Origin of the sequence: Enterococcus sp. DIV0806c (genome assembly GCF_051710905.1) — a bacterium.
Classification (GTDB): Bacteria; Bacillota; Bacilli; order Lactobacillales; family Enterococcaceae; genus Enterococcus_B; species Enterococcus_B mundtii.
Window position 1 is genome coordinate 1301179 of sequence record NZ_JBIOLO010000001.1, and the last position, 23021, is coordinate 1324199.

The window sequence follows — 23021 nt, forward strand, 5'->3', positions numbered from 1 at the left end:
AAGAGATGGCAAAAAACAAATGGAAAAAACAAAGGCGTAAAAATAATCGCTGGTTTGCTGTAGTTTTAGGGAGTATGTTGATCATGATGGCTTTTGTTTTTTCTTTGAGAAGTTTGTCATCGCCCTACTCTACGGAAGCACAGCAACAAGAAACACTGACTCATCAAGAATTTATCAACGCATTAGTTCCACATGCGAAAGAACTACAACAAGGCTATGGCGTTTTGCCAAGTATCATTATCGGGCAAGCCATCCTTGAATCTGATTGGGGCAATAGTACGCTTGCCAGTAAATATAAGAACTTGTTTGGAATCAAAGCGTTCGGGAACGAAGAAAAAGTCAATCTGGAAACAAAAGAATATATCAATGAAGAATGGATCACCATCCAAGGAGACTTTCGAGTCTATTCTTCGTGGGAACAATCAATGGATGACCACACGGCTTTATTTGTCAATGGTGTCGATTGGAATCCTGCATTGTATGCGAATGTGATCACTGCGACCAATTATATTGAAGCAGCTCATGCGTTACAGGCGGCAGGATATGCGACAGATCCGACATATGCTGATAAAATCATACATGTGATTGAAACTTACCAGTTAAATCAATACGATCAATAATCAGAAAAGAACGGAAGTGGACGGATGGCAGATTTATTTGTTCCAGAAATAATGACAGAATTACGTAAGGATATCGTGAGAGTCCCAGAGGTCATTATGGGAGCAAGTGGTATTAAAATTTTTGGCAAGTTGATACGTTCGATTATCTTCACCACGGATATTGCGATCATTAGAAACACCAATGCAAATGCAGTGATCGCAGTTTATCCTTTTACACCCCATCCGGCGATTACGAAAAGCATCATTGAAGCAGCGGATATCCCTGTGTTTTCAGGTGTCGGTGGTGGCTTGACACAAGGGATGCGTTCGGCATATATGAGCCTTTTTGCAGAAGCGCAAGGATCATTAGGCGTAGTCTTGAATGGTCCAACACCAGTAGAGACTGTCCATGATGTCTGTCAAGTGGTTGATATACCGGTAATCAGTACAGTCACGTCTAAATACTCGGAAATCGACGAAAAATTGGCAGCAGGCATTACAATCATCAATATCAGTGCGGGAAAAGATACAGCAGACACTGTTCGCTTTTTCCGAGAAAAGTACCCAGAATTACCGATTATTGCGACTGGAGGTCCCACGGAAGAAAGCATCAAAGAAACGATTGAAGCTGGCGCCAATGCAATCACCTACACACCACCTAGTAGCGGAGAGTTATTCAGTCGTAAAATGGACAAGTATCGAAAAATCGAGAAAACCAATTGAGTACTAAACGAAAATAAATATCATTCAACCAACCATAGATAATAGTTATCGATATAAACTTGGCTTTAGCAACCTTTTCCTTTATGGGATAGGTTGCTTTATTTCATAAATACTATTTTGTTTGCTAGGATGAAACTATGCGGTTTATCAAGTCTAATCCAAAGATAAATCCTTTATGAGAAAAACAAGAAATATAGTTGTAAGTTTCAGAAACAAGTGTTAGACTGTTTTCATCGTTTAAAAATTAAACTATTTTGTTTCTAAAAATATCATTTATCAATCGAATATCGAACAACTTATATATCGTCATAATAAGGATGACAGTTTCTAGCCAGCACCGTAAATGTTGGACTATAAGTGAAAAAGTAGTGAAACATCTTTTTTGCTTATACATGAGCAGTAGAGATGTTTTTTTTCTATTTTGAGTGGCATGAATTTAGCAAGAAAAGGAGTAAATAAAGTGAGAGAATTAGTTGAACGTATCAATAAAGATGGACAAGTCTTGGGTGAAGGCGTGTTGAAAGTAGATAGTTTTGTTACCCATCAGGTAGATCCAGTGTTGATGGAACAAATGGGCCAACGTTTTGCGGAAGTATTTAAAGAACAAGGAATCACTAAAGTGGTGACAATTGAAGCTTCTGGTATCGCCCCTGCTTTATTTGCGGCTAAAGAGCTCGGTGTACCCATGATCTTTGCAAGAAAAGCCAAAAGTTTGACGATGGATGAAGAATTATTGACGGCATCCGTTTATTCATTTACGAAACAAGTAACAAGCACGATATCGATTTCTCGTAAATTCTTGTCTTCTGAAGATAAAGTATTGATCATTGATGACTTTTTAGCGAATGGTCAGGCGGCAAAAGGGTTGATCGAATTGTGCCAACAAGCAGGTGCGAGTGTGGAGGGAATCGGGATCGTCATTGAAAAATCCTTCCAAGACGGTCGTCAACTTCTTGAAGAAATGGGCTTAAAAGTGGTCTCACTTGCCCGCGTAGCATCACTTTCTGATGGTCAAGTAGATTTTCTTGAGGAGGATGCGTAAGCGTGGAGAAAGAAACTCAAAATGGAAAAGCAGCTGTCTTAGGGTTACAGCATTTATTAGCGATGTATGCGGGAGCAGTCGCTGTACCGTTATTGATCGGTACGGGTCTAGGATTTAATCAAGAACAAATGACTTATCTTATCTCAATCGATATTTTCATGTGTGGATTAGCAACGCTCTTGCAATTGACTGTCAACCGTTTTTTCGGGATCGGTTTACCAGTTGTTTTAGGTTGTGCGATCCAAGCAGTTGCGCCGTTGATTTTGATTGGTAGCACAGAAGGTGTCGGTGCGATCTATGGCTCGATCATCGCGTCAGGGATTTTTGTTGTGCTAGTTGCTGGTTTCTTTTCAAAAATCAAAAAACTATTTCCGCCGATTGTTACTGGAACAGTGATTACAGTGATTGGCTTGACGTTGATTCCAGTAGCCATCGAAAAAATGGGTGGCGGCAGTGCAGCTGCTCCAGGCTTTGGTGATTTGACGAATTTATTATTAGCGTTTGTCACGATCCTACTGATCGTTGGTGTGCAATTATTAGGCAAAGGGTTCATTCGATCGATCGCTGTGCTGATCGGTCTGATCGGAGGAAGTGTCTTAGCTGCCTTTTTAGGTAGAATCGATCTAGGAGCAATTGGACAAGCCCCTGTTTTTCACGTACCGCAACCTTTTTACTTTGGAAAACCGACATTTGAAATCTGGTCGATCTTATTGATGATCATCATTTCAATGGTAAGTATGGTAGAATCAACAGGCGTCTATTTTGCCTTAGGAGATATCACTGGAAAAAAAGTCGGGGAAGAGCAATTGAAAAAAGGCTATCGAGCAGAGGGGTTAGCCGTCATCTTAGGTGGTATTTTTAACACATTTCCTTATACAGGCTTTTCACAAAATGTCGGATTGGTACAACTTTCAGGAATCAAAACAAGAAAACCAATTTACTTTTCCGCTTTCTTTTTGATCATCTTGGGTTTATTCCCTAAAATCGGCGCAGTGGCTCAAATCATACCTGAACCAGTCCTTGGTGGCGGGATGTTGGTCATGTTTGGAATGGTGGCGATCCAAGGAATCCGGATGTTGTTAGAAGTAGATTTTACAAATGACAAAAATTTATTGATTGCTGCAGTGTCGATTGGTTTTGGTTTAGGCTTCAATCTGATGCCTGAATTATTCAGCCAGTTACCTGAAACAGTTCAAATGTTCACAGGAAACGGGATCGTTATGAGCAGTATCACAGCAATTGTTTTGAACTTAGTTTTTAACGGACTAAAACAAGACGAGAGAATCATTAAAGAAGCATTGAAGTAATAATATAGATCACTTCTATAAATCATAGCTAGTAACTTAATAGGGTAGAGACTTTTTTAGCTTACAGAAATAAGGCACCATCCACGAGATTTGTTTTTCAAATTTTTGTGGATGGTGCCTTATTTTCGAAAAGATTACTTTTGTTCCTGCCTTTTGTTTGGTTTTAGGTGGTGCGAGAAGACGAATGACCCAGACGAATTTTTTATTTGTAGCATAGTCATGAACAGATTCTCCCTACTTTTGGATACATGAAGAAAAAGTGTGATATCCTTAAAAAAAAACAAATGATTTGGATCAGAAAAACTTGATTTCAACAAGTAAAAGTCAATTTGTTAAAGACGAACAATAAACCTTTTTATCTATTTTTCATTCGAATTTATCTTGATTTACAGAGGGGCGATTGATAAAATATAAGTGAATACGAATCGAGAGGAGAAACGAATGGCTGCAAAAATTTCTGTAATAATGGGGAGTATCTCGGATTGGGAAACAATGAAACATGCGTGTGAGATCATTGAAGAATTTGGCGTTTCTTTTGAAAAGAAAGTAGTTTCAGCACATCGAACACCAGATTTGATGTTTTCATATGCAGAAGAAGCTCGAGAAAAAGGTATAAAAGTGATTATTGCAGGTGCGGGAGGAGCAGCTCATTTACCAGGGATGGTTGCTGCAAAGACGACATTACCGGTTATTGGTGTTCCTGTTCAAAGCCGAACATTGAACGGATTGGATTCTTTGCTATCCATTGTCCAAATGCCAGGCGGCGTGCCTGTGGCGACGACAGCGATTGGAAAAGCAGGCGCAATTAATGCTGGTCTACTTGCGATACAGATGCTTTCAATGTATGATTTAGAGTTGGAGGCTGCATTAGCGAAACGACGCGCAATGACGGTTGAATCTGTAATAGAAAGTAGTGATCAACTTGGTTAAACCATTATTACCAGGCTCGACGATCGGAATCGTCGGTGGTGGACAGTTAGGTCGCATGATGGCGATCAGTGCAAAAGAAATGGGCTTCAAAGTCGGTGTACTTGATCCGATGAATGATTGCCCGGCTGCTCAAGTAGCGGATTGGCACATTGAAAGTTCCTACGATGATACGTTTGCTTTAGAAGAACTTGCAAGACGAACTGAGATCATCACCTACGAATTTGAGAATGTGAGTGTGGAAGCACTGAATGCGATTTTGCCGATGTCATTTATTCCTCAAGGAACAGATTTATTGGCAATCACGCAAGATCGTCTACTAGAGAAATCATTTTTAGAAACAAATAACATCGTGATCGCTCCACATGCAACGATCGTCAGTCCTACAGATATCCAAGATGCAATCGATGGTATCGGTTATCCTTGTGTCTTGAAAACAACTCGAGGCGGGTATGACGGTAAGGGGCAATATGTACTGAAGAGTCGAGCAGACTTAGCTCCTGCGATGGATCTTTTAAGAGAAGGAACTTGCGTATTAGAAGCTTGGATCCCATTTGAAAAAGAACTATCGATCATGGTCGCAGGCAATGGGCAAGGGCAATATACGACATTCCCAGTTGTTGAAAATATCCACCGTAATAATATTCTCCATGAAACGATTGCGCCAGCAACTGTTTCAGCGGATGTGATCGAAGAGGCAGAAAGAATTGCTAAAGTGATTGCTGAAGCAGTGAGTTTGTCCGGTGTACTGGGCGTCGAAATGTTCTTGACGAAGACTGGTGGATTGTATGTGAATGAATTGGCACCACGTCCACACAATTCAGGCCATTACACCTTAGAAGCATGCGGAATGACACAATTCGATGCGCATATCCGTGGGATTTGCGGTTGGCCTTTACCTAAAAAAGTCCCATTGTTAAGTGATGCAGTCATGGTCAACGTTTTAGGTGAACAACTATTAGAAAGTTACAATCTGATTGCGAAAAAACAAGATTGGAAATTTCATTTCTATGGCAAGAAACAAGCGAAAAAAGGTCGTAAGATGGGACACATCACGATTTTGACAGAAGATATCGAGTCGACAGTAAAAGAAATCGAAAAAACGAATATTTGGGATTAAAGGAGAATAGTTGATGTTAGAACGTTATACACGACCTGAAATGGGCAATATTTGGACAGAGCAAAATAAATATCAAGCATGGTTAGAAGTTGAAATACTTGCTGATGAAGCTTGGGCAGAATTAGGAGAAATACCTAAAGAAGATGTAGTGAAAATCCGTGAACACGCGTCTTTTGATATCGCTCGTATTTTAGAGATCGAGCAAGCGACACGCCACGATGTCGTTGCTTTTACTCGAGCAGTTTCGGAAACACTTGGCGACGAAAGTAAATGGGTCCATTATGGATTAACAAGTACAGATGTGGTTGATACAGCTTATGGTTACCAAATCAAACAAGCAAATGACATTTTGCGCGAAGATTTGAAACGTTTCACAGCGATCATTGGTGAAAAAGCCAAAGAGCATAAGTATACAGTCATGATGGGACGCACGCATGGTGTGCATGCTGAGCCAACGACTTTCGGCCTAAAATTAGCTACTTGGTATTCTGAGATGAAACGAAACATCGAACGTTTTGAACATGCAGCAAAAGGCGTAGAAGCAGGAAAAATCTCCGGTGCTGTTGGTACGTTTGCGAATATCCCTCCGTTCATTGAAGAATACGTGTGTGAAAAATTAGGCATCCGTCCGCAAGAAGTATCCACGCAAGTCTTACCACGTGATCTACATGCCGAATATTTTGCGACGATGTCATTGATTGCGACCAGTATCGAACGCTTTGCGACTGAGATTCGTGGACTTCAAAAATCTGAAACACGAGAAGTCGAAGAATTTTTTGCCAAAGGACAAAAAGGCTCATCTGCTATGCCACATAAACGTAATCCGATCGGTTCAGAAAATATGGCTGGCTTAGCGCGAGTGATCCGTGGGCATATGATTACCGCTTATGAAAATGTTTCATTATGGCACGAAAGAGATATCTCCCATTCTTCTGCAGAACGGATCATTCTGCCTGATACAACGATCCTACTTGATTACATGTTGAACCGCTTCGGCAATATCGTTAAAAATCTAACGGTATTCCCAGAAAACATGAAACGTAACATGGATGCGACATTTGGCTTGATCTATAGCCAACGTGTTATGTTGAAATTGATCGATAAAGGGATGACAAGAGAAGAAGCCTATGATCTTGTTCAACCTAAGACAGCGTATGCTTGGGATAACCAAGTGTCCTTCCGTCCGTTACTTGAAGAAGACGAAGCGATCACTTCTGTTTTGACACCAGAAGAAATCGCTGAAGCATTTGATTACAACCACCATATGAAAAATGTGGATGTCATTTTTGAACGTGTCGGTTTAGCATAAACTACTCAGCAAGAATGTCGGTTAACAATGTTTCTCGATTGATCGAGGAAAAGACGAACAATCACTAGCTAGAACTATTTTTTTAATGAAAGAAAAAAAGAACATCCTTCAGACTAACTTCTGAGGGATGTTCTTTTTGGTTTAAGCATAAGCCATTTGATGACCCAAATTGAAATGTTGGGAATGTAGAAGATTCAATAATGTTTCAACAAATGTATAGCCAAATTCTTGTTGATCGAAGGTCACGAGCAAGCGGTAATGATGCTTGAATAGCTTTTGCTCATGGATTTGTTTGATCACTAGTTCATGGTTGTTTTGGGTTAAGTAATGGAATGTTCGTTTTCGACACTCCGATTGTCGTTTTGCTGCACGACGAAGTTTTCTAAATGTATAAAAACTTCGATCCTTCATGCAGGCATCAACATCTTTGATAGCAAGCAGATCATTGTACAAGCGTGATTTTTCTTCAACAGATAAATCGAGTAAAAAGCGTTGGGCAGACATACTTGGATCTTCCATTTAGTTACCTCCTTGAAACCTCTAACTGTTTTCTTTAAATCTACTATATCACCAATTAATAAATGTGTAAACGCTTCTTAGCGAAGAACAACTTTTCTTAATAAAAGTACGAAAGACGAACATTAAGTGTTTTTAATGGTTGAAATGTACACTTTTGTATTGATTTGATTCCTGACCCTTGGTAAAATTTAAAGTGAAAAGACGAACAAATAATGTATGTTTGTAAAAAAACGTTAATAAACAAGGAGTCGTAGACATGGAAAAACAGAATTTGCTCTATGAAGGAAAAGCAAAAAGAATGTTTAACACGAATGATGAAACTGTCTTATGGGTGGAGTATTTAGACCAAGTGACTGCCCTCAACGGTGGAATGAAAGACCAGATGCAAGGAAAAGCAGAATTGAACAATCAAATCACAAGTGCTATTTTTGAATACTTATCGAATCAAGGAATAAAAAATCATTTTCTTGAGAAATTGTCAAAAACCGAACAATTGATAAAAAAACGGTCGATCATTCCCTTAGAAGTGGTCGTCAGAAATATTTCAGCTGGAAGTTTTTCAAAACGCCTAGGAGTAGAAGAAGGGCAAGTGCTACCGTCACCAATCGTTGAATTTTACTACAAAAAAGATGAATTAGATGATCCATTCATCAATGATTCACATATTGCTTTCTTAAAGCTAGCAACTCCAGAAGAGATCGCCGAACTAAAAAAACAAGCGTTACTCATCAATGAACAGCTGATCAAACTATTCAAAAAGATCGATTTACAATTAGTCGATTTTAAAGTGGAATTTGGCCGAACGGATATAGGAGAAATCGAATTAGCAGATGAGATTTCCCCGGATACCTGTCGCTTATGGGATATTGCTACAAACAAACATATGGATAAAGATGTCTACCGGCGAAAGATTGGCAACATCATTCCTGTCTATCAAGAAGTGCTCGATCGTTTAAATCAATTATCACTCGAAAATAAAGGAGAATAAATCATGTATTTTGTAAAAGTGTACGTAACATATAAAGACTCAGTATTAGACCCACAAGGAGAGGCAGTTAAAAATGCGGTACATCGTTTAGGCTACGACAACATTGAAGATATTCGTATCGGAAAGTATTTTGAGATCCAAGTCTCTGCAATTGAAGAAGAAGTAGAAGCAACGATCGAAGCGATTTGCGATCGTTTATTAGCAAATGTCAATATGGAAACGTATCGTTATGAAATCAACAAAATGGAGGAAGTTTAGCATGAAATTTGCCGTGATTGTTTTTCCTGGATCGAATTGTGATGCGGACTTGCTTTGGGCGATCCGTGATGTGATGGGCGCAGAAGCAGACTATGTTCGTTATGACGAATCTTCTCTTGAAGGGTATGACGGAGTATTGATCCCTGGCGGCTTTTCTTACGGGGATTACTTACGTTGTGGAGCGATTGCTCGTTTTTCAACAATCATGGATGAAGTGATTCGTTTTGCGGAAGAAGGAAAACCTGTTTTTGGTACATGTAATGGATTCCAAGTGTTGACGGAGGCTGGATTGTTACCAGGCGTATTAAGAAGAAATGATTCACTGCGTTTCATCTGTAAGTCAGCGTCATTGAAAGTCAACAATCAAACATCTTTTACTTCAGAGTACGACAAAAATGAGGTGATCCAGTTGCCGGTGGCCCATGGAGAAGGCAATTATTTTTGTGACGAAGAGACGCTTCAAGAACTGATTGACAACAACCAAATCGTGTTTACCTACGAGGGAGAAAATATCAACGGCAGTGTGGCCAACATTGCAGGGATTACAAACAAAGAAGGAAATGTGTTAGGGATGATGCCCCACCCAGAACGAGCAATGGAAGCATTACTTGGCTCAGAAGATGGCAAACGTTTCTTCGCTTCGCTATTGAAGAATTTCGGAAAGGTGACTGCATAAATGAAAACAATGATGGAGCCAACTGCATTAGAAATCAAAGAACAAAAGATTTATACGCAATGGGGACTGACGGATGAAGAATACCGGATGATCGAAGAAGACATCTTAGGTAGGATGCCTAATTATACGGAGACCGGTTTGTTCTCAGTCATGTGGAGTGAACACTGTTCTTACAAAAATTCCAAGCCGATCTTGAGAAAATTTCCAACAAGTGGGCCGAATGTCTTACAAGGGCCTGGTGAAGGTGCGGGCATCGTTGACATTGGAGACGGACAAGCAGTGGTTTTTAAAGCAGAAAGCCACAATCATCCTTCGGCAGTCGAACCTTATGAAGGCGCAGCAACAGGTGTTGGGGGCATTATTCGTGATATTTTCAGTATGGGTGCACGTCCGATTGCTCTACTCGATTCACTGCGTTTTGGTGAATTAGATAATCCTCGTACAAAATACCTTTTAGAAGAAGTTGTTGCTGGTATCGGAGGGTATGGTAATTGTATCGGCGTACCAACGGTTGGTGGTGAGATCGCCTTTGATCCTTGTTATGAAGGAAATCCATTGGTCAATGCGATGTGTGTCGGGTTGATCGACCATAAAGATATCCAAAAAGGACAAGCATCAGGTGTGGGCAATTCGATCATGTATGTGGGTGCTAAGACAGGTCGGGATGGTATCCACGGTGCGACATTTGCCTCCGAAGAATTTAGTCAAGAAGAAGAACAACAACGTTCAGCAGTCCAAGTTGGCGATCCTTTTATGGAAAAATTATTGTTAGAAGCTTGTTTGGAATTGATTTTTGACCACTCAGACATTCTTGTCGGTATCCAAGATATGGGTGCGGCAGGACTTGTTTCATCTAGTTCAGAAATGGCTTCAAAAGCAGGCTCTGGTTTGGTATTGACCTTGGACGATGTACCTCAGCGTGAATCACAGATGACCCCTTATGAAATGATGTTGTCTGAATCACAAGAACGGATGTTGATCTGTGTGAAGGCAGGATCAGAAGCGCGCGTCCAAGAACTATTCCAAAAATACGATTTAGATGCGGTGACGATCGGAAAAGTAACAGATGATGGTCAGTACCGTTTGTATCATCATGGAAAAGAAGTAGCTAATCTTCCGGTAGATGCCTTAGCAGAAGATGCGCCTGTCTACCAGAAAGAAATGGTTGAACCAGAACGGATGGCAAAATTCCGTGAATTAGGGCAATATCAACCAGTGATCGATGACCCAAATAACGTGTTGCTAGATTTATTGCAACAACCAACGATTGCTTCAAAACGTTCGATCTATGAAACTTACGATTCTCGTGTCCAAACGAATACAGTCGTTGCTCCGGGTAGTGATGCCGCAGTCTTACGTATTCGTGGCACGAAAAAAGCGTTAGCGATGACGACGGATTGTAATGCTCGTTATATTTATCTAGATCCAGAAATTGGTGGTCAGATCGCTGTTGCGGAAGCAGCAAGAAATATCGTCGCGAGTGGTGGACAACCGTTAGCGATCACGGATTGTTTGAACTATGGTTCTCCAGATAAACCAGAAGTATTCTGGGAATTAGCGTACTCAGCTGATGGGATTGCCAAAGCATGTGAAATGTTGGAAACACCCGTGATCTCAGGAAATGTTTCTTTATATAACGAGACAGATGGCCAAGCGATCTATCCAACGCCGATGATCGGTATGGTCGGATTGATCGAAGCGCACGAACATATCACTACCCAAGAGTTCAAACAAGCGGGAGATTTGATCTATGTGATCGGCCAGACGTTTGCAGACTTTAACGGCAGTGAATTACAAAAGATGCAGCTTGGCAGGATCGAAGGAATGGTGGAGTATTTTGATCTAACCACCGAAAAAGAAAACCAAACCTTGGTGTTAGAAGCAATCAAAGCTGGACTGATCCAAAGTGCGCATGACTGTGCAGAAGGTGGGTTAGCGGTAGCTATCGCTGAATCAGCGTTTACAAATGGATTTGGGATATCAACGACAATTGATCTGCCAGTTGCTCATCTGTTTTCTGAAACACAATCACGTTTTGTCGTATCAGTAACAAGAGAAAACAAACAAGCATTTGAAAAACTAGCTGGTGATCGTGTGACATTTCTTGGTCACGTGACGGAAGAAAAACAATTAGTGGTACAAGCAAATGATGGAAGAGTTGACTTGGCAGTCGCTTCGGCGAAACAGTCTTGGGAGGAAGCAATCGAATGTCTTATGAAGTAAGAAGCATCAATGAAGAATGTGGAGTGTTCGGTGTTTGGGGACATCCTCAAGCTGCCAATGTCACTTACTTTGGTTTGCATAGTTTGCAGCATCGTGGGCAAGAAGGCGCTGGCATCGTATCTAATGATGATGGGAAATTATATGGTCACCGTGATCTTGGGCTTCTTTCGGAGGTATTCAAAGATCCAAGAAAACTAGCAGCTTTATCTGGACAAGCAGCGATCGGTCACGTTCGCTATGCTACTGCGGGCAATGGCAGTGTAGATAATATCCAACCTTTTTTATTCAAATTTTACGATCAATCGATTGGGTTGGCTCATAACGGCAATCTGACGAATGCTCGCTCTTTGCGGACGTCTTTAGAAAAAGATGGTGCTATCTTTCATTCAAATTCAGATACAGAGATCTTGATGCATTTGATCCGTCGTAGTAATGAAGAAACATTTTTAGACAGATTAAAAGAAGCCTTAGCTGAGGTGAAAGGCGGATTTGCCTACTTATTACTGACAGAAGACGCCATGGTTGCGGCACTGGACCCTAATGGTTTTCGCCCATTAGCCATTGGTCAAATGAAAAATGGCGCATATGTCATTACTTCTGAAACCTGTGCGCTGGAAGGAATCGGTGCGCGCTTCGTACGTGATGTCTTGCCAGGAGAAATCGTCATCATCAATGATGATGGCTATACGATCGAGCAATACACGACAGATACTCAACTGGCGATTTGTTCGATGGAATATATTTACTTTGCACGTCCGGATTCTGATATTGCAGGGATCAATGTGCATACAGCACGCAAAAATATGGGGAGACGTTTAGCGGCTGAAGCGCCGATCGAAGCAGATATGGTGGTTGGTGTGCCGAATTCTTCGTTGTCAGCAGCCAGTGGGTATGCGGAAGCAAGTGGAATCCCTTATGAGATCGGCTTGGTGAAAAATCAATACGTGGCGCGTACGTTCATTCAACCAACGCCAGAATTAAGAGAACAAGGTGTGCGAATGAAACTTTCAGCGGTTCGAGGAGTTGTTGAAGGAAAAAAAATCATTATGGTCGATGATTCGATTGTTCGCGGCACTACTAGCCGAAGAATCGTCAATCTATTAAAAGAAGCCGGAGCAAAGGAAGTCCATGTACGAATTGCATCTCCACCATTGAAATATCCATGTTTTTATGGGATCGACATCCAAACGAGGAAAGAACTGATCGCAGCGAATCATTCAATCGAAGAAATCAGAGAATGTATCGGTGCAGATTCGTTGGATTTCTTGAGTGAAGAAGGTTTGATTGGCGCAATCGGCCTACAAAAAGATGCCCCTTATTCAGGGTTATGTATGGCTTATTTCAACGGCGATTATCCGACACCGCTATATGACTACGAAGAAAAATACCAAGAATCTTTAAAAGAAAAAGTATCATTTTTTTAAACGGAGCAAATGAAAGGAGCAAGTAATCAAATGAGTAATGCTTATGCAAAAGCGGGTGTGGACGTAGAAGCGGGTTATGAAGTCGTGGATCGCATCAAAAAACATGTGAAGAAAACAGAAAGAATCGGTGTGATGGGGGCATTAGGAGGATTTGGTGGTTGCTTTGACCTTAGTGGATTCCAATTAAAAGAACCTGTCTTAGTTTCCGGAACAGACGGTGTGGGTACTAAGTTAGCTGTAGCTATTGCTGCAGATCGCCATGAAACGATCGGTATCGATTGTGTCGCAATGTGTGTCAATGATATTTTGGCACAAGGGGCAGAACCTTTATACTTTTTAGATTATTTGGCAACAGGTAAAAATGATCCAGAACGTTTAGAAAAAGTCGTAGCAGGCGTTGCCGCTGGCTGTGTTTCAGCAAACATGGCATTGATCGGTGGCGAAACAGCAGAAATGCCAGGCATGTATCAAGGGGACGATTATGATCTGGCAGGCTTTGCGGTAGGGATCGCGGAAAAAGCGCAATTGATTACTGGTCAATCGATCACAACAGGTGATATCTTGCTAGGTTTGCCTTCTAGTGGCATCCATTCCAATGGGTACTCTTTGGTTCGTAAAATCTTTTTTGACCAGCATGGTTTTTCATTAGAAGAAACGATCGAAGGGTTGGATTCCTCTTTGGCAGATGTGTTGCTTGAACCAACAAAAATCTATGTTTCGACTTTATTGCCATTAGTCAAAGAAGAGAAGATCAAAGGTGCCGCACATATTACAGGTGGTGGATTTATTGAGAATATTCCACGGATGTTGCCAGAAAACGTTGCTGCCAGCATCGATCTAGGCACTTGGCCAGTTTTACCGGTCTTCGATTGTTTACAAAAGTATGGTGAGATCCCTGCACATGAAATGTATGAGATCTTTAACATGGGCATTGGAATGGTCATTGCAGTTGCTCCTGAACATGCGAGTGAAATCATTGATCAAATCCGTAAATCTGGCGAAGAAGTCTATCAAATCGGGCAAGTCGTACCTTTTGAGGAGCAAAAAGTCGTGATCGCAGAGGGGAAAAAATGAAGATTGCCGTCTTTGCTTCAGGAAATGGCAGTAACTTTCAAGCGCTGGTCGATTATTTTAAAAAGAACCGACTTTCTGCGACAATCGAGTGGTTGTTTTGTGATCAGCCACATGCCTATGTTTTACAACGGGCAAAAAAAGCGCAAGTTCCGAGCACCTGTTTTTCACCGAAAGAGTTTGCATCAAAAGCGGACTATGAACAAGCGATCCTTGAAGAATTAGCAAACCGAGAGATTGATCTGATTGTATTGGCTGGCTATATGCGAATCGTTGGTGAAGGTTTATTGTCTATTTACGAAAATAAAATGATCAATATCCACCCTTCGTTATTACCAAATTTTCCAGGTCTTCATGGGATTCGCGATGCTTTTGAAGCAGGCGTGGCAGAAACAGGTGTGACTGTCCATTATATCGATCGTGGTGTGGATACTGGACCGATCATTCGTCAGGAAAAAGTAGTAATCGAAAAAGAAGATACATTAGCTACATTGGAACAAAAAATCCATCAAATCGAACATCAGATCTTTCCAGAAGTAATCGCAAAAATAGTAAATATGGGAGATGTAAACAAATGACAAGAGCGTTAATAAGTGTTTCAGATAAGACTGGGGTCATTGACTTTGCGAAAGGACTGCGTGCTGCCGGTATAGAGATCATTTCCACAGGCGGAACAAAAACTGCTTTAGAAGAAGCGGGAATCGAAACTATCTCCATTGAAGAAGTAACTGGTTTTCCTGAAATGATGGATGGTCGAGTAAAAACCTTACATCCGAAAATCCACGGAGGATTATTAGGACGTCGAGATAGTGAAAGCCATATGGCGGCGATGGAAAAAGAAGCTATCCAACCGATCGATATTGTCTGTGTCAATCTTTATCCGTTTAAAGAAACGATTCTAAAACCCGAAACGACTGAAGCAGATGCAATCGAAAATATTGATATCGGTGGGCCGAGTATGTTGCGAAGTGCTGCAAAAAACCATGCCTTCGTAACAGCCATCGTTGATCCCCTTGATTATGCGATCGTCTTAGCAGAAATCCAGCAAGAAGGTTACACGACTCTTGCGACGCGCAGAAAACTAGCAGCAAAAGTTTTCCGTCATACGGCGGCTTATGATGCCTTGATCGGACAATATCTCACAGAGGCAGTGGGTGAGAAAGAACCTGAGAATCTAACACTTACCTACACGCGTAAACAAGACCTTCGTTATGGTGAGAATAGCCATCAAGAAGCAGCGTTTTATCAAGCGGCATTACCATCGAGCTACTCGATTGCAAGTGCAGTACAATTGCACGGTAAGGAACTTTCTTTCAATAATATCCGTGATGCGGATGCTGCGTTACGTATCATGAGAGAGTTCACGGAACCAACGGTCGTTGCGCTAAAACATATGAACCCATGTGGTATCGGAAGTGGCGAGACGATTTTCTCTGCGTGGGAAGCAGCTTATGCTGCTGATCCGGTATCGATCTTTGGCGGTATTATCGTATTGAATCGGGAAGTCGATTTGGTTAGTGCACAAGCAATGACCCAATTATTTTTAGAAATCATTATCGCTCCTAGTTACAGTGAAGAGGCGCTAGCTGTACTGAAAACAAAGAAAAATCTCCGTCTGTTGCAAGTCGATTTCTCAAATGTGGAGGGAAATGCTAATGAAATGGTCTCTGTCTTAGGAGGTTTACTGATCCAACAAGATGATCGTGCAATGGAAGAACCCGAAAGTTGGACCGTAGTCACCGATCGTCAACCCACAAAAGAAGAGCAAGCAGCGATGGCTTTTGCTTGGAAAGCAGTCAAACATGTGAAATCAAATGCGATCGTCGTTGCAAATCAACAGCAAACCCTCGGTATTGGTGCCGGTCAAATGAATCGTGTGGGTTCGGTCAAGCTTGCAATCGAACAAGCTGGTGCTAAAGCCGGAACAGCTGCGCTTGCAAGTGATGCTTACTTCCCGATGGATGACTCTGTCGAATACGCTGCGAAGCATGGCATCAAAGCAATCATCCAGCCGGGAGGAAGTATCAAAGATCAAGCCTCAATCGATATGGCAAATAAGCATGGTATCGCAATGGTATTTACCGGCGTGCGTCATTTTAGACATTAAGAAGGAGCGAATAAAATGAAATGTTTAGTGATTGGCTCGGGCGGGCGAGAACATGCAATCAGTAAAAAACTTGCAGCTAGTCCGTTAGTCGAAGCGGTGTATTGCGCACCTGGAAATGCAGGGATGAAAAAAGATGGGATTCGTTTGGTAAATCTTGCTGAAACAGAACATGAAGGATTGATCGAGTTTGTTCAATCTGAAGGAATCGCCTGGACATTTGTAGGTCCAGAGATCCCTCTACTCAATGGGATCGTTGATGATTTTCAAGCGGAAGGATTAGCGATTTTTGGTCCAACTAAAGCAGCTGCCTTGATTGAAGGTTCAAAAAGCTTTGCCAAAGAGTTAATGGCACGTCAAGGTATTCCTACGGCAGAGTCACAAACGTTTAGCCGTTTTGCTGAAGCAAGAAAATATATTGAAGCGAAAGGCGCACCGATCGTTATCAAAGCAGACGGATTAGCTGCTGGTAAAGGGGTCGTTGTGGCAGAAACCCTCGAAGCCGCTGTCGAAGCCGCTTCAGAGATGCTAGAACATAATCGATTTGGTGCTAGTGGGCAACAAATCGTTGTGGAAGAGTTCTTGTCTGGTGAAGAGTTCTCTTTACTTGCTTTTGTCCGAGATACAGAAGTTTATCCCATGGTGATCTCGCAAGATCACAAACGAGCGTATAATGGTGATAGAGGTCCAAATACCGGTGGAATGGGTGCCTATACACCTGTACCACAAATCCCTCAAACCATGGTTGATCAAGCTGTCGAAGAGGTGCTGAAACCCGCAGTGCGAGGAATGAAGGAACTAGGACGTCCGTTTACTGGTATTTTATATGCAGGGTTAATTGCCACAGCAGAAGGACCAAAAGTAATCGAGTTCAATGCTCGGTTTGGTGACCCTGAAACGCAAGTCGTCTTGCCGCAACTCAAAAGTGATCTAGCAGAAATCATTGACCGTCTATTATCAGGAAAGGCAGTCGAGTTATCATGGGAGTCAGAAGGGTTTTGCTTAGGGGTAGTCGTTGCTGCGGAAGGTTATCCAGAAAACTACCAAAAAGGCGCCTTACTTCCAGATTTTTCAACTGATCCAGATGTGTCCATCTATTATGCTGGAGTAGAGGAACGAGCAGAAGAATTGGTAGGTGCAGGAGGACGGATCTATTTGGTGGAGGCTAGTGGTCAGACAATCGAGGAAGCGCAAGAAAAAATATACTCGGTTTTAAAAGTCAAGAATACTGATCATACATTCTATCGGACGGATGTCGGCTCAAAAGCCTTGGTACAAAAGTAAAATCTAAATAAAGAAATAAAACTATTTTTTGCTGAATAGGAAAAATAGTTTTATTTTTTTTGAAGCCTTTTCATGGTGATTATGGTAAAATCGAGTTGGTAAGAAAGGATGAGATTTGATGAAAAAGATTCGTTTAGGGACTTCTGACCAGCTCGTATCCTCCGTCATTTTAGGTTGTATGCGGTTGAATGGTTCTGAGCAACCTGAAAAAGTGATTGAAACAGCTTTTGAAAATGGCATCAACTTTTTTGACCATGCGGATATTTACGGTGGTGGGGACTGTGAAACAATTTTTGCTCAAGCGTTAGCAAAAACTTCGCTAAAACGTGATGAATTATTTATCCAAACGAAATGCGGGATCGTACCAGGAAAGATGTTTGATTTCTCAAAAAAACACATCATTCAATCGGTTGAAGATAGCTTGCGTCGATTAGATATGGAATACGTTGATGCCTTGTTACTTCATCGTCCAGACACGCTCGTTGAACCCGAAGAAGTGGCGGAAGCGTTTGATGAGTTGGAACAATCTGGCAAGGTTCGTTTCTTTGGTGTGAGCAATCAAAAGCCAATGCAGATCGAGTTATTGAAAAAATATGTGAAACAGCCGTTACTGGCAAATCAATTACAGTTTGGTCTGAAACATTCCGAAATGATCGATCAGGGAATCCATGTGAACATGACGGATCAAGCAAGTATTGACCATGATGGCAGTATCCTAGATTATTCTCGTTTGCATGAGATGACAATCCAAGCGTGGTCGCCTTATCAATATGGCTTCTTTGAAGGTGTATTCATTGGAAATGAAAAATTTCCGGAATTGAATCAGTCGTTAAACGAACTGGCAGAAAAATATCAGACGACACCAACCGGTTTAGCTTCAGCATGGATCTTACGTCATCCTGCAAATATGCAAGTGATCGCTGGAACGATGAATCTGACAAGGATTGAAGAAATCGCGAAAGCATCAATGATCGATATGACACGAGAAGATTGGTATGCATTGTATCGTGCTGCTGGCAACATTTTGCCATAAAATAAAAGATATCGTTAGCCGACTCTCTGTTTTTTATGAGAAAGAGAGTCGGTTTTTACAAAAATAGAAAAACGATGAACAGTATCGAAGAAAAGAGGAGAATCAATGGATAAACAGTTAAGGAAACTATTACAAGATGAGAGAAAATACTTATACGCCGATTTTAGTACATTACATAAAACGCAACAAAAACTATATAATGAAATCATCAAAGAACAAAATAACTTATTGAATAAATTTCCTGAAAATGGAACACAAGCAAAAAAACTTATCGACCCAATCAATTCTTATGAAAATAAGATCGAAATGTGGGTAGCCAACGCCATGCGGATGGAAAAAATGGAGAAGCATATCCAATCTATTCGATTAAAACTACATGCGGGCTTTTCTCAGCCAAGCAAGGCTTTCGAAAGAATGGGCTATCAGGAAAATTCGGCAAGAATCATGCTTGAAAAACGAAATGAACAGTTTTATCCCAAGGTGTTTCAACAATTGATTTCAAATATTACTTCCTTCCTTGGTCAGAATGTCACTTTCGCCCGTGGTGAAGCAAAGATTCCGCAATCGGTTGATCTAAACCTAAGTAAAAAAACGTTACAAACACGTAAAGATCGTTTGTCAGCTGAATTTAAAGTACTACATAAAGAATCAAATGAATGGAAAAATGATTTGAAAACTTTAACGAAACAAGTGTTGAAGCATCGTGAAGATTTAGAAAATCCTGATTTTCGAATGGATTTTAAAAGAGGCTTGGAATCGCATCATTCCATTGAACATATTGCAGGACCCGTCATCAATTCGATCGAATCACTACATTCAAGTATGTTGAATTACGCAGAAAGTTTGATCCATTTAAATAAAAAAGAGGGAGAACTTTTTGAGACCAGAGCGCAAATCAACGGGAAAGAGCAGTATGTCAATGGGAGTCATACGCTGAAAAGCTTGAATTACCAGCGTGGTCAGGCACTAACTGATCTAAAAGCAATAAGCAAAGAATATTATACTCCTAAAGTGCTGTCAGCGATCGATTATGTACGTGGTCTAGGTGCAGGAGTACTAAGAACAGTTGATGTAGATAAGCATGTACAGACGGACAGAAAACTCCAACAAGTATCTCAGCTAAAAGCACAAGGCTCTTTCGCCGACCGTGCGAATCGTGCGAAAAAAATGGCGGGAGATTTCCAACAAAATCGCCCAACAACAAGCAACCACGAAAAAAGTCGTTAGGAATCATTGTGATTTCACAAACAAATAAGTAAAGTAAAATCAAAAAAAGCGAACATTTTTTTAACGTTCGCTTTTTTTGTACGAAAACTTAATTAAAGGTAAAGTGAAACTTTTTTATAACAAAAAAGCTTGATTTTTTATTGAAATTACGTTAAATTACTTGAGGTGCTAAAAATAAGCACGTAAAAAGCAGATAATGTTCGTGTTTTTTGCGAATATGAAATCGAGAGGACGATATGATGAAAGTATTTGATTACGAAGATATTCAACTGATTCCTAATAAATGTATCGTAAACAGCCGTTCAGAATGTGATACAACTGTGACATTAGGTTCACATACATTTAAAATGCCGGTTGTACCAGCAAATATGCAAACGATCATTGATGAAACGATTGCGGAATTTTTAGCTGAAAATGGTTATTTCTATATCATGCATCGTTTTGAAGAAAAAGCACGAATCCCATTTATCGAAAAAATGAAAGCAAGAAATTTAATTTCTTCTATTAGTGTAGGCGTGAAAAAGGACGAGTATGCTTTTGTAGAAGAATTAGCAGAAAAATCGCTTGTACCAGATTATATTACAATTGATATTGCCCATGGACATTCAAATGCTGTGATCGCGATGATCCAGCATATCAAAAAGCATTTACCAGATACGTTTGTCATTGCGGGGAACGTAGGGACGCCAGAAGCCGTTCGAGAATTGGAAAACGCTGGAGCAGATGCAACGAAAGTCGGCATTGGCCCAGGAAAAGTATGTATCACAAAAATCAAAACTGGTTTTGGTACTGGTGGTTGGCAATTAGCTGCACTAAGATGGTGCGCGAAAGCTGCCCGTAAACCCATCATTGCTGATGGTGGCATCCGTACGCCTGGAGATGTCGCGAAATCAGTGCGTTTTGGCGCGACGATGGTGATGATCGGCTCATTGTTTGCAGGGCACGAAGAATCACCAGGAGAAACAAAAGTAGAGAACGGCGTCGTTTACAAAGAATATTTTGGATCAGCCTCTGAATTCCAAAAAGGCGAAAAGAAAAATGTTGAAGGTAAGAAAATCTGGATCCAACACAAAGGATCTCTGAAAGATACGTTAGTTGAAATGCAACAAGACTTACAATCTTCGATTTCTTATGCCGGTGGTCGTGACTTAGAATCAATTCGTAAAGTCGATTATGTCATCGTTAAAAACTCTATTTTCAACGGAGATACGATTTAATTTAAAAGATTAGAAGATTGGTAGGAGAAATCTTGCCAATCTTTTTTTGGCATTTTCCTTTCTGTAAAAACTACGTTACAATAGTAGAAAGTAAACAATTGGAGAATCGTTATGTGGACGAAAATAAATAAAGAAAAAGGTTCTGTTTACCAACAAGTTATGGACCAAATCTTGAAGAACATCGAAAATGGACAATTGCAACCAGGAGATAAACTACCCTCGGAAAGACTATTTGCGGATTATTTTGGAGTGAATCGTACGACTGTTGTGCATGCGTTAGATGAATTGCGTGGACTAGGGATATTGGAAAGTCGTCAAGGGAGTGGTCGGTTTATTTCTTCGGTGACTTGGGGTGATTTTTCAGAGCCACGGATCGATTGGCGTCAATTGATCTCTGCAAGATACGATAAGATCGTTGATAGTTACGGAGAAAAAGTCAAAGATGCAAGTCGGAAATCCGATTTTTTAGATTTATATTCAAGTGAAATGCCGCTTGATGTATTACCTAATGTGAAGATGCCCAATTATACATTAGAAGGTATCTTAAAAGAAGAACAAGCCGTTTCCGTGTTTGGGTATCAACCGTTGATGGCGCAGATCAGAGAACGCTTGATCAGAAATAACGGATTTTCGTTTAAAAAAAGTCAATTGCTGATCACGGGTGGGGGACAACAAGCAATCTTCCTGATTTTACAAACGATTTTGTCCGTAGGAGATGCCGTTGCGGTGGAATCCCCAACCTTTTTCTACCGCTTGCCATTGTTTAAAGCACTTGGTACCCGCTTATTCGGTATTCCAATGGATGATCAAGGGATTGATTTAGGGAAATTGGAAGAAGCCGTTCATAAGCATAAGATCAAAGCGGTCTTAGTCAATCCAAATTTTCAAAATCCGACAGGTACAGTGATGGCAGCTGAACGCCGCCAACGTTTAGTCGCGCTGTGCCGCAAATACCAATTGCCGATCATAGAAGATGATGTGTTTGCAGATCTAGCCTTTTCTCCAGAAAAAAAAGCTTCGATCGCTCCGATCCATGTAATTGATCCGGAAAATGTGCTGTATGTCGGTTCGTTATCGCGCTTGTTAGGGGAAACGACTAAAATTGGTTGGATCGTCGGTCCAGCGATTTTGATCCAACGATTGTCTGAGGCACAAAAAATGATGGATGTCTCTTTGAGTATCTTTACACAAATGGCCGCAACTGCTGTTTTTGAATCTTCTTTTGACCAAAACATGGCAAGTCTGTGTCAACGACTAGAAAAGAACAGTCAGCTTTTACGTAGTTGGGTCGATTCGCAAGACTTCTTTCATTTAGCCCCTCTTGCAGGTGGATACTATGGCTGGCTGACTTGGGAGGGTGAAAAGTTCACGAAGGTATTAGCAGAAAGATTATTGCGTGAGGGGTTAGGTGTGGCGCCAGGTTATCTTTTTGGCGAAGACATCGGTTTAAGAATCAACTATAGCCGTATGAGCCCTGATGACCTGCCACTATTCGCTTCACGAATGGACAAATTACAAACATGGTTGGAAGAGAAAGAGAAGCAATAGCAAGAAAAGAAAGAGTAACTTTTGTTATTTTTTCTTTTCTTTTTTATTTTGTGAAGAAATTTCTGGAAAAGTTGACGTATTGCCTGTCAATCAAAAGAAATATGTAGTTGTACAGGCTTATTGTTTGTAAAAAAGCCTATGTTAAGGATAAAATTAAGATAAGTGATTTGTGTAATCACTCACTATCGAGAAAAAAATTAATACAGTGACTGGTAAAAGGTTGTAACAACTTGAATACAGAAAAGAAACGATTGTTATAAAAGGGGAGAAACATCTCTATGTTTTTTTAGAAAAAATGTAAACCGCTTACTATCTTGTGATTACCTTCACTATTTTAACAGAGATAGGGATTGTTATAATTTTTTTTAATGGTGAAAATTTATGCTTAAAGCTTGTATTTCGGAGGAATACGTGATAATTTA

21 protein-coding genes and 1 riboswitch are annotated in these 23021 nt (G+C 40.7%); of the genes, 20 read left to right on the forward strand and 1 reads right to left on the reverse strand.

From position 1 onward, the window contains the following. Nucleotides 1-5: 5 nt before the first annotated feature. From IGK77_RS06300 to purB, 7 genes are all read left to right on the forward strand, one after another. Nucleotides 6-620: a glycoside hydrolase family 73 protein gene (locus IGK77_RS06300; protein WP_071867141.1), complete on the forward strand. Its 615-nt coding sequence runs from the start codon at nt 6-8 to the stop codon at nt 618-620. A gap of 24 nt (nt 621-644) precedes the next feature. Then, nucleotides 645-1322 (forward strand): hydrolase, encoded by a 678-nt coding sequence (locus IGK77_RS06305; RefSeq protein WP_438713108.1) that lies wholly within the window; start codon nt 645-647, stop codon nt 1320-1322. Between the two features lie 276 nt (nt 1323-1598). Further along, nucleotides 1599-1696: riboswitch (purine riboswitch) on the forward strand. Between the two features lie 86 nt (nt 1697-1782). Beyond that, nucleotides 1783-2364: a xanthine phosphoribosyltransferase gene (locus IGK77_RS06310; protein ID WP_019723458.1), complete on the forward strand. Its 582-nt coding sequence runs from the start codon at nt 1783-1785 to the stop codon at nt 2362-2364. A 2-nt stretch (nt 2365-2366) separates the two neighbouring features. Further along, on the forward strand, nt 2367-3671 hold the full coding sequence (locus IGK77_RS06315; RefSeq protein ID WP_074799716.1) for a nucleobase:cation symporter-2 family protein: 1305 nt from the start codon (nt 2367-2369) through the stop codon (nt 3669-3671). A gap of 441 nt (nt 3672-4112) precedes the next feature. Then, a complete protein-coding gene (purE, locus tag IGK77_RS06320) occupies nt 4113-4601 on the forward strand; it encodes a 5-(carboxyamino)imidazole ribonucleotide mutase (protein WP_438713109.1) in 489 nt (162 codons plus the stop codon). Continuing rightward, a complete protein-coding gene (purK, locus tag IGK77_RS06325; RefSeq protein ID WP_177187667.1) occupies nt 4594-5718 on the forward strand; it encodes a 5-(carboxyamino)imidazole ribonucleotide synthase in 1125 nt (374 codons plus the stop codon). The genes purE and purK overlap by 8 nt, the downstream gene beginning before the upstream one ends. Nucleotides 5719-5731: 13 nt before the next feature. Beyond that, nucleotides 5732-7027, forward strand: coding sequence for an adenylosuccinate lyase (purB, locus tag IGK77_RS06330; protein WP_074799714.1), 1296 nt, complete (start codon nt 5732-5734; stop codon nt 7025-7027). Nucleotides 7028-7168: 141 nt separating this feature from the next. Here purB and IGK77_RS06335 read toward each other — a convergent pair whose 3' ends face one another. Continuing rightward, nucleotides 7169-7546 carry a hypothetical protein gene (locus IGK77_RS06335; protein WP_071867138.1) on the reverse strand — a complete coding sequence of 126 codons (378 nt, stop codon included), beginning with the start codon at nt 7544-7546 and terminating at the stop codon, nt 7169-7171. Between the two features lie 256 nt (nt 7547-7802). On the opposite strand from IGK77_RS06335, the gene purC reads away from it, so the two are divergent. The 13 genes from purC (at nt 7803) to IGK77_RS06400 (ending at nt 22599) form a co-directional block, all read left to right on the forward strand. Next, the gene (purC, locus tag IGK77_RS06340) at nt 7803-8534 is read left to right on the forward strand and encodes a phosphoribosylaminoimidazolesuccinocarboxamide synthase (protein ID WP_071867137.1); all 732 of its coding nucleotides are present in this window, start codon (nt 7803-7805) and stop codon (nt 8532-8534) included. A 3-nt stretch (nt 8535-8537) separates the two neighbouring features. Next, nucleotides 8538-8792 (forward strand): phosphoribosylformylglycinamidine synthase subunit PurS, encoded by a 255-nt coding sequence (gene purS / locus IGK77_RS06345; RefSeq protein WP_074799713.1) that lies wholly within the window; start codon nt 8538-8540, stop codon nt 8790-8792. 1 nt (nt 8793) lies between these two features. Next, on the forward strand, nt 8794-9468 hold the full coding sequence (gene purQ / locus IGK77_RS06350) for a phosphoribosylformylglycinamidine synthase subunit PurQ (protein ID WP_074799712.1): 675 nt from the start codon (nt 8794-8796) through the stop codon (nt 9466-9468). Next, entirely contained in the window at nt 9469-11691 is a 2223-nt protein-coding gene (purL, locus tag IGK77_RS06355) for a phosphoribosylformylglycinamidine synthase subunit PurL (protein WP_074799711.1), read from the forward strand. It abuts the gene before it with no gap. Next, nucleotides 11676-13115, forward strand: coding sequence for an amidophosphoribosyltransferase (gene purF / locus IGK77_RS06360; protein ID WP_071867134.1), 1440 nt, complete (start codon nt 11676-11678; stop codon nt 13113-13115). The genes purL and purF overlap by 16 nt, the downstream gene beginning before the upstream one ends. Nucleotides 13116-13145: 30 nt before the next feature. Further along, nucleotides 13146-14189, forward strand: a complete 1044-nt coding sequence (gene purM, locus IGK77_RS06365) for a phosphoribosylformylglycinamidine cyclo-ligase (protein ID WP_074799710.1) — start codon at nt 13146-13148, stop codon at nt 14187-14189. Further along, complete coding sequence (gene purN, locus IGK77_RS06370; RefSeq protein ID WP_074799709.1) at nt 14186-14764, forward strand: phosphoribosylglycinamide formyltransferase; 579 nt, start codon at nt 14186-14188, stop codon at nt 14762-14764. The genes purM and purN overlap by 4 nt, the downstream gene beginning before the upstream one ends. Further along, nucleotides 14761-16293 carry a bifunctional phosphoribosylaminoimidazolecarboxamide formyltransferase/IMP cyclohydrolase gene (gene purH / locus IGK77_RS06375; RefSeq protein WP_074799708.1) on the forward strand — a complete coding sequence of 511 codons (1533 nt, stop codon included), beginning with the start codon at nt 14761-14763 and terminating at the stop codon, nt 16291-16293. The genes purN and purH overlap by 4 nt, the downstream gene beginning before the upstream one ends. 15 nt (nt 16294-16308) lie before the next feature. Continuing rightward, a complete protein-coding gene (gene purD, locus IGK77_RS06380; protein ID WP_074799707.1) occupies nt 16309-17574 on the forward strand; it encodes a phosphoribosylamine--glycine ligase in 1266 nt (421 codons plus the stop codon). Nucleotides 17575-17692: 118 nt separating this feature from the next. Beyond that, on the forward strand, nt 17693-18607 hold the full coding sequence (locus IGK77_RS06385; RefSeq protein WP_071867129.1) for an aldo/keto reductase: 915 nt from the start codon (nt 17693-17695) through the stop codon (nt 18605-18607). Nucleotides 18608-18712: 105 nt separating this feature from the next. After that, nucleotides 18713-19834 carry a hypothetical protein gene (locus IGK77_RS06390; RefSeq protein WP_074799706.1) on the forward strand — a complete coding sequence of 374 codons (1122 nt, stop codon included), beginning with the start codon at nt 18713-18715 and terminating at the stop codon, nt 19832-19834. 239 nt (nt 19835-20073) lie between these two features. Then, nucleotides 20074-21051, forward strand: coding sequence for a GMP reductase (guaC, locus tag IGK77_RS06395; protein WP_074799705.1), 978 nt, complete (start codon nt 20074-20076; stop codon nt 21049-21051). Between the two features lie 111 nt (nt 21052-21162). Continuing rightward, entirely contained in the window at nt 21163-22599 is a 1437-nt protein-coding gene (locus IGK77_RS06400; protein WP_074799704.1) for a PLP-dependent aminotransferase family protein, read from the forward strand. The last annotated feature ends 422 nt before the right edge of the window (nt 22600-23021 follow it).

What these genes read in the sequence shown, in the direction of transcription:
- IGK77_RS06300 (WP_071867141.1), top strand. Translation starts at nt 6, where the DNA reads ATGGCAAAAAACAAATGGAAAAAACAAAGGCGTAAAAATAATCGCTGG.
- IGK77_RS06305 (WP_438713108.1), top strand. Translation starts at nt 645, where the DNA reads ATGGCAGATTTATTTGTTCCAGAAATAATGACAGAATTACGTAAGGAT.
- purE (WP_438713109.1), top strand. Translation starts at nt 4,113, where the DNA reads ATGGCTGCAAAAATTTCTGTAATAATGGGGAGTATCTCGGATTGGGAA.
- purB (WP_074799714.1), top strand. Translation starts at nt 5,732, where the DNA reads ATGTTAGAACGTTATACACGACCTGAAATGGGCAATATTTGGACAGAG.
- IGK77_RS06335 (WP_071867138.1), bottom strand. Translation starts at nt 7,546, where the DNA reads ATGGAAGATCCAAGTATGTCTGCCCAACGCTTTTTACTCGATTTATCT.
- purC (WP_071867137.1), top strand. Translation starts at nt 7,803, where the DNA reads ATGGAAAAACAGAATTTGCTCTATGAAGGAAAAGCAAAAAGAATGTTT.
- purS (WP_074799713.1), top strand. Translation starts at nt 8,538, where the DNA reads ATGTATTTTGTAAAAGTGTACGTAACATATAAAGACTCAGTATTAGAC.
- purQ (WP_074799712.1), top strand. Translation starts at nt 8,794, where the DNA reads ATGAAATTTGCCGTGATTGTTTTTCCTGGATCGAATTGTGATGCGGAC.
- purL (WP_074799711.1), top strand. Translation starts at nt 9,469, where the DNA reads ATGAAAACAATGATGGAGCCAACTGCATTAGAAATCAAAGAACAAAAG.
- purF (WP_071867134.1), top strand. Translation starts at nt 11,676, where the DNA reads ATGTCTTATGAAGTAAGAAGCATCAATGAAGAATGTGGAGTGTTCGGT.
- purM (WP_074799710.1), top strand. Translation starts at nt 13,146, where the DNA reads ATGAGTAATGCTTATGCAAAAGCGGGTGTGGACGTAGAAGCGGGTTAT.
- purN (WP_074799709.1), top strand. Translation starts at nt 14,186, where the DNA reads ATGAAGATTGCCGTCTTTGCTTCAGGAAATGGCAGTAACTTTCAAGCG.
- purH (WP_074799708.1), top strand. Translation starts at nt 14,761, where the DNA reads ATGACAAGAGCGTTAATAAGTGTTTCAGATAAGACTGGGGTCATTGAC.
- purD (WP_074799707.1), top strand. Translation starts at nt 16,309, where the DNA reads ATGAAATGTTTAGTGATTGGCTCGGGCGGGCGAGAACATGCAATCAGT.
- IGK77_RS06385 (WP_071867129.1), top strand. Translation starts at nt 17,693, where the DNA reads ATGAAAAAGATTCGTTTAGGGACTTCTGACCAGCTCGTATCCTCCGTC.
- IGK77_RS06390 (WP_074799706.1), top strand. Translation starts at nt 18,713, where the DNA reads ATGGATAAACAGTTAAGGAAACTATTACAAGATGAGAGAAAATACTTA.
- guaC (WP_074799705.1), top strand. Translation starts at nt 20,074, where the DNA reads ATGAAAGTATTTGATTACGAAGATATTCAACTGATTCCTAATAAATGT.
- IGK77_RS06400 (WP_074799704.1), top strand. Translation starts at nt 21,163, where the DNA reads ATGTGGACGAAAATAAATAAAGAAAAAGGTTCTGTTTACCAACAAGTT.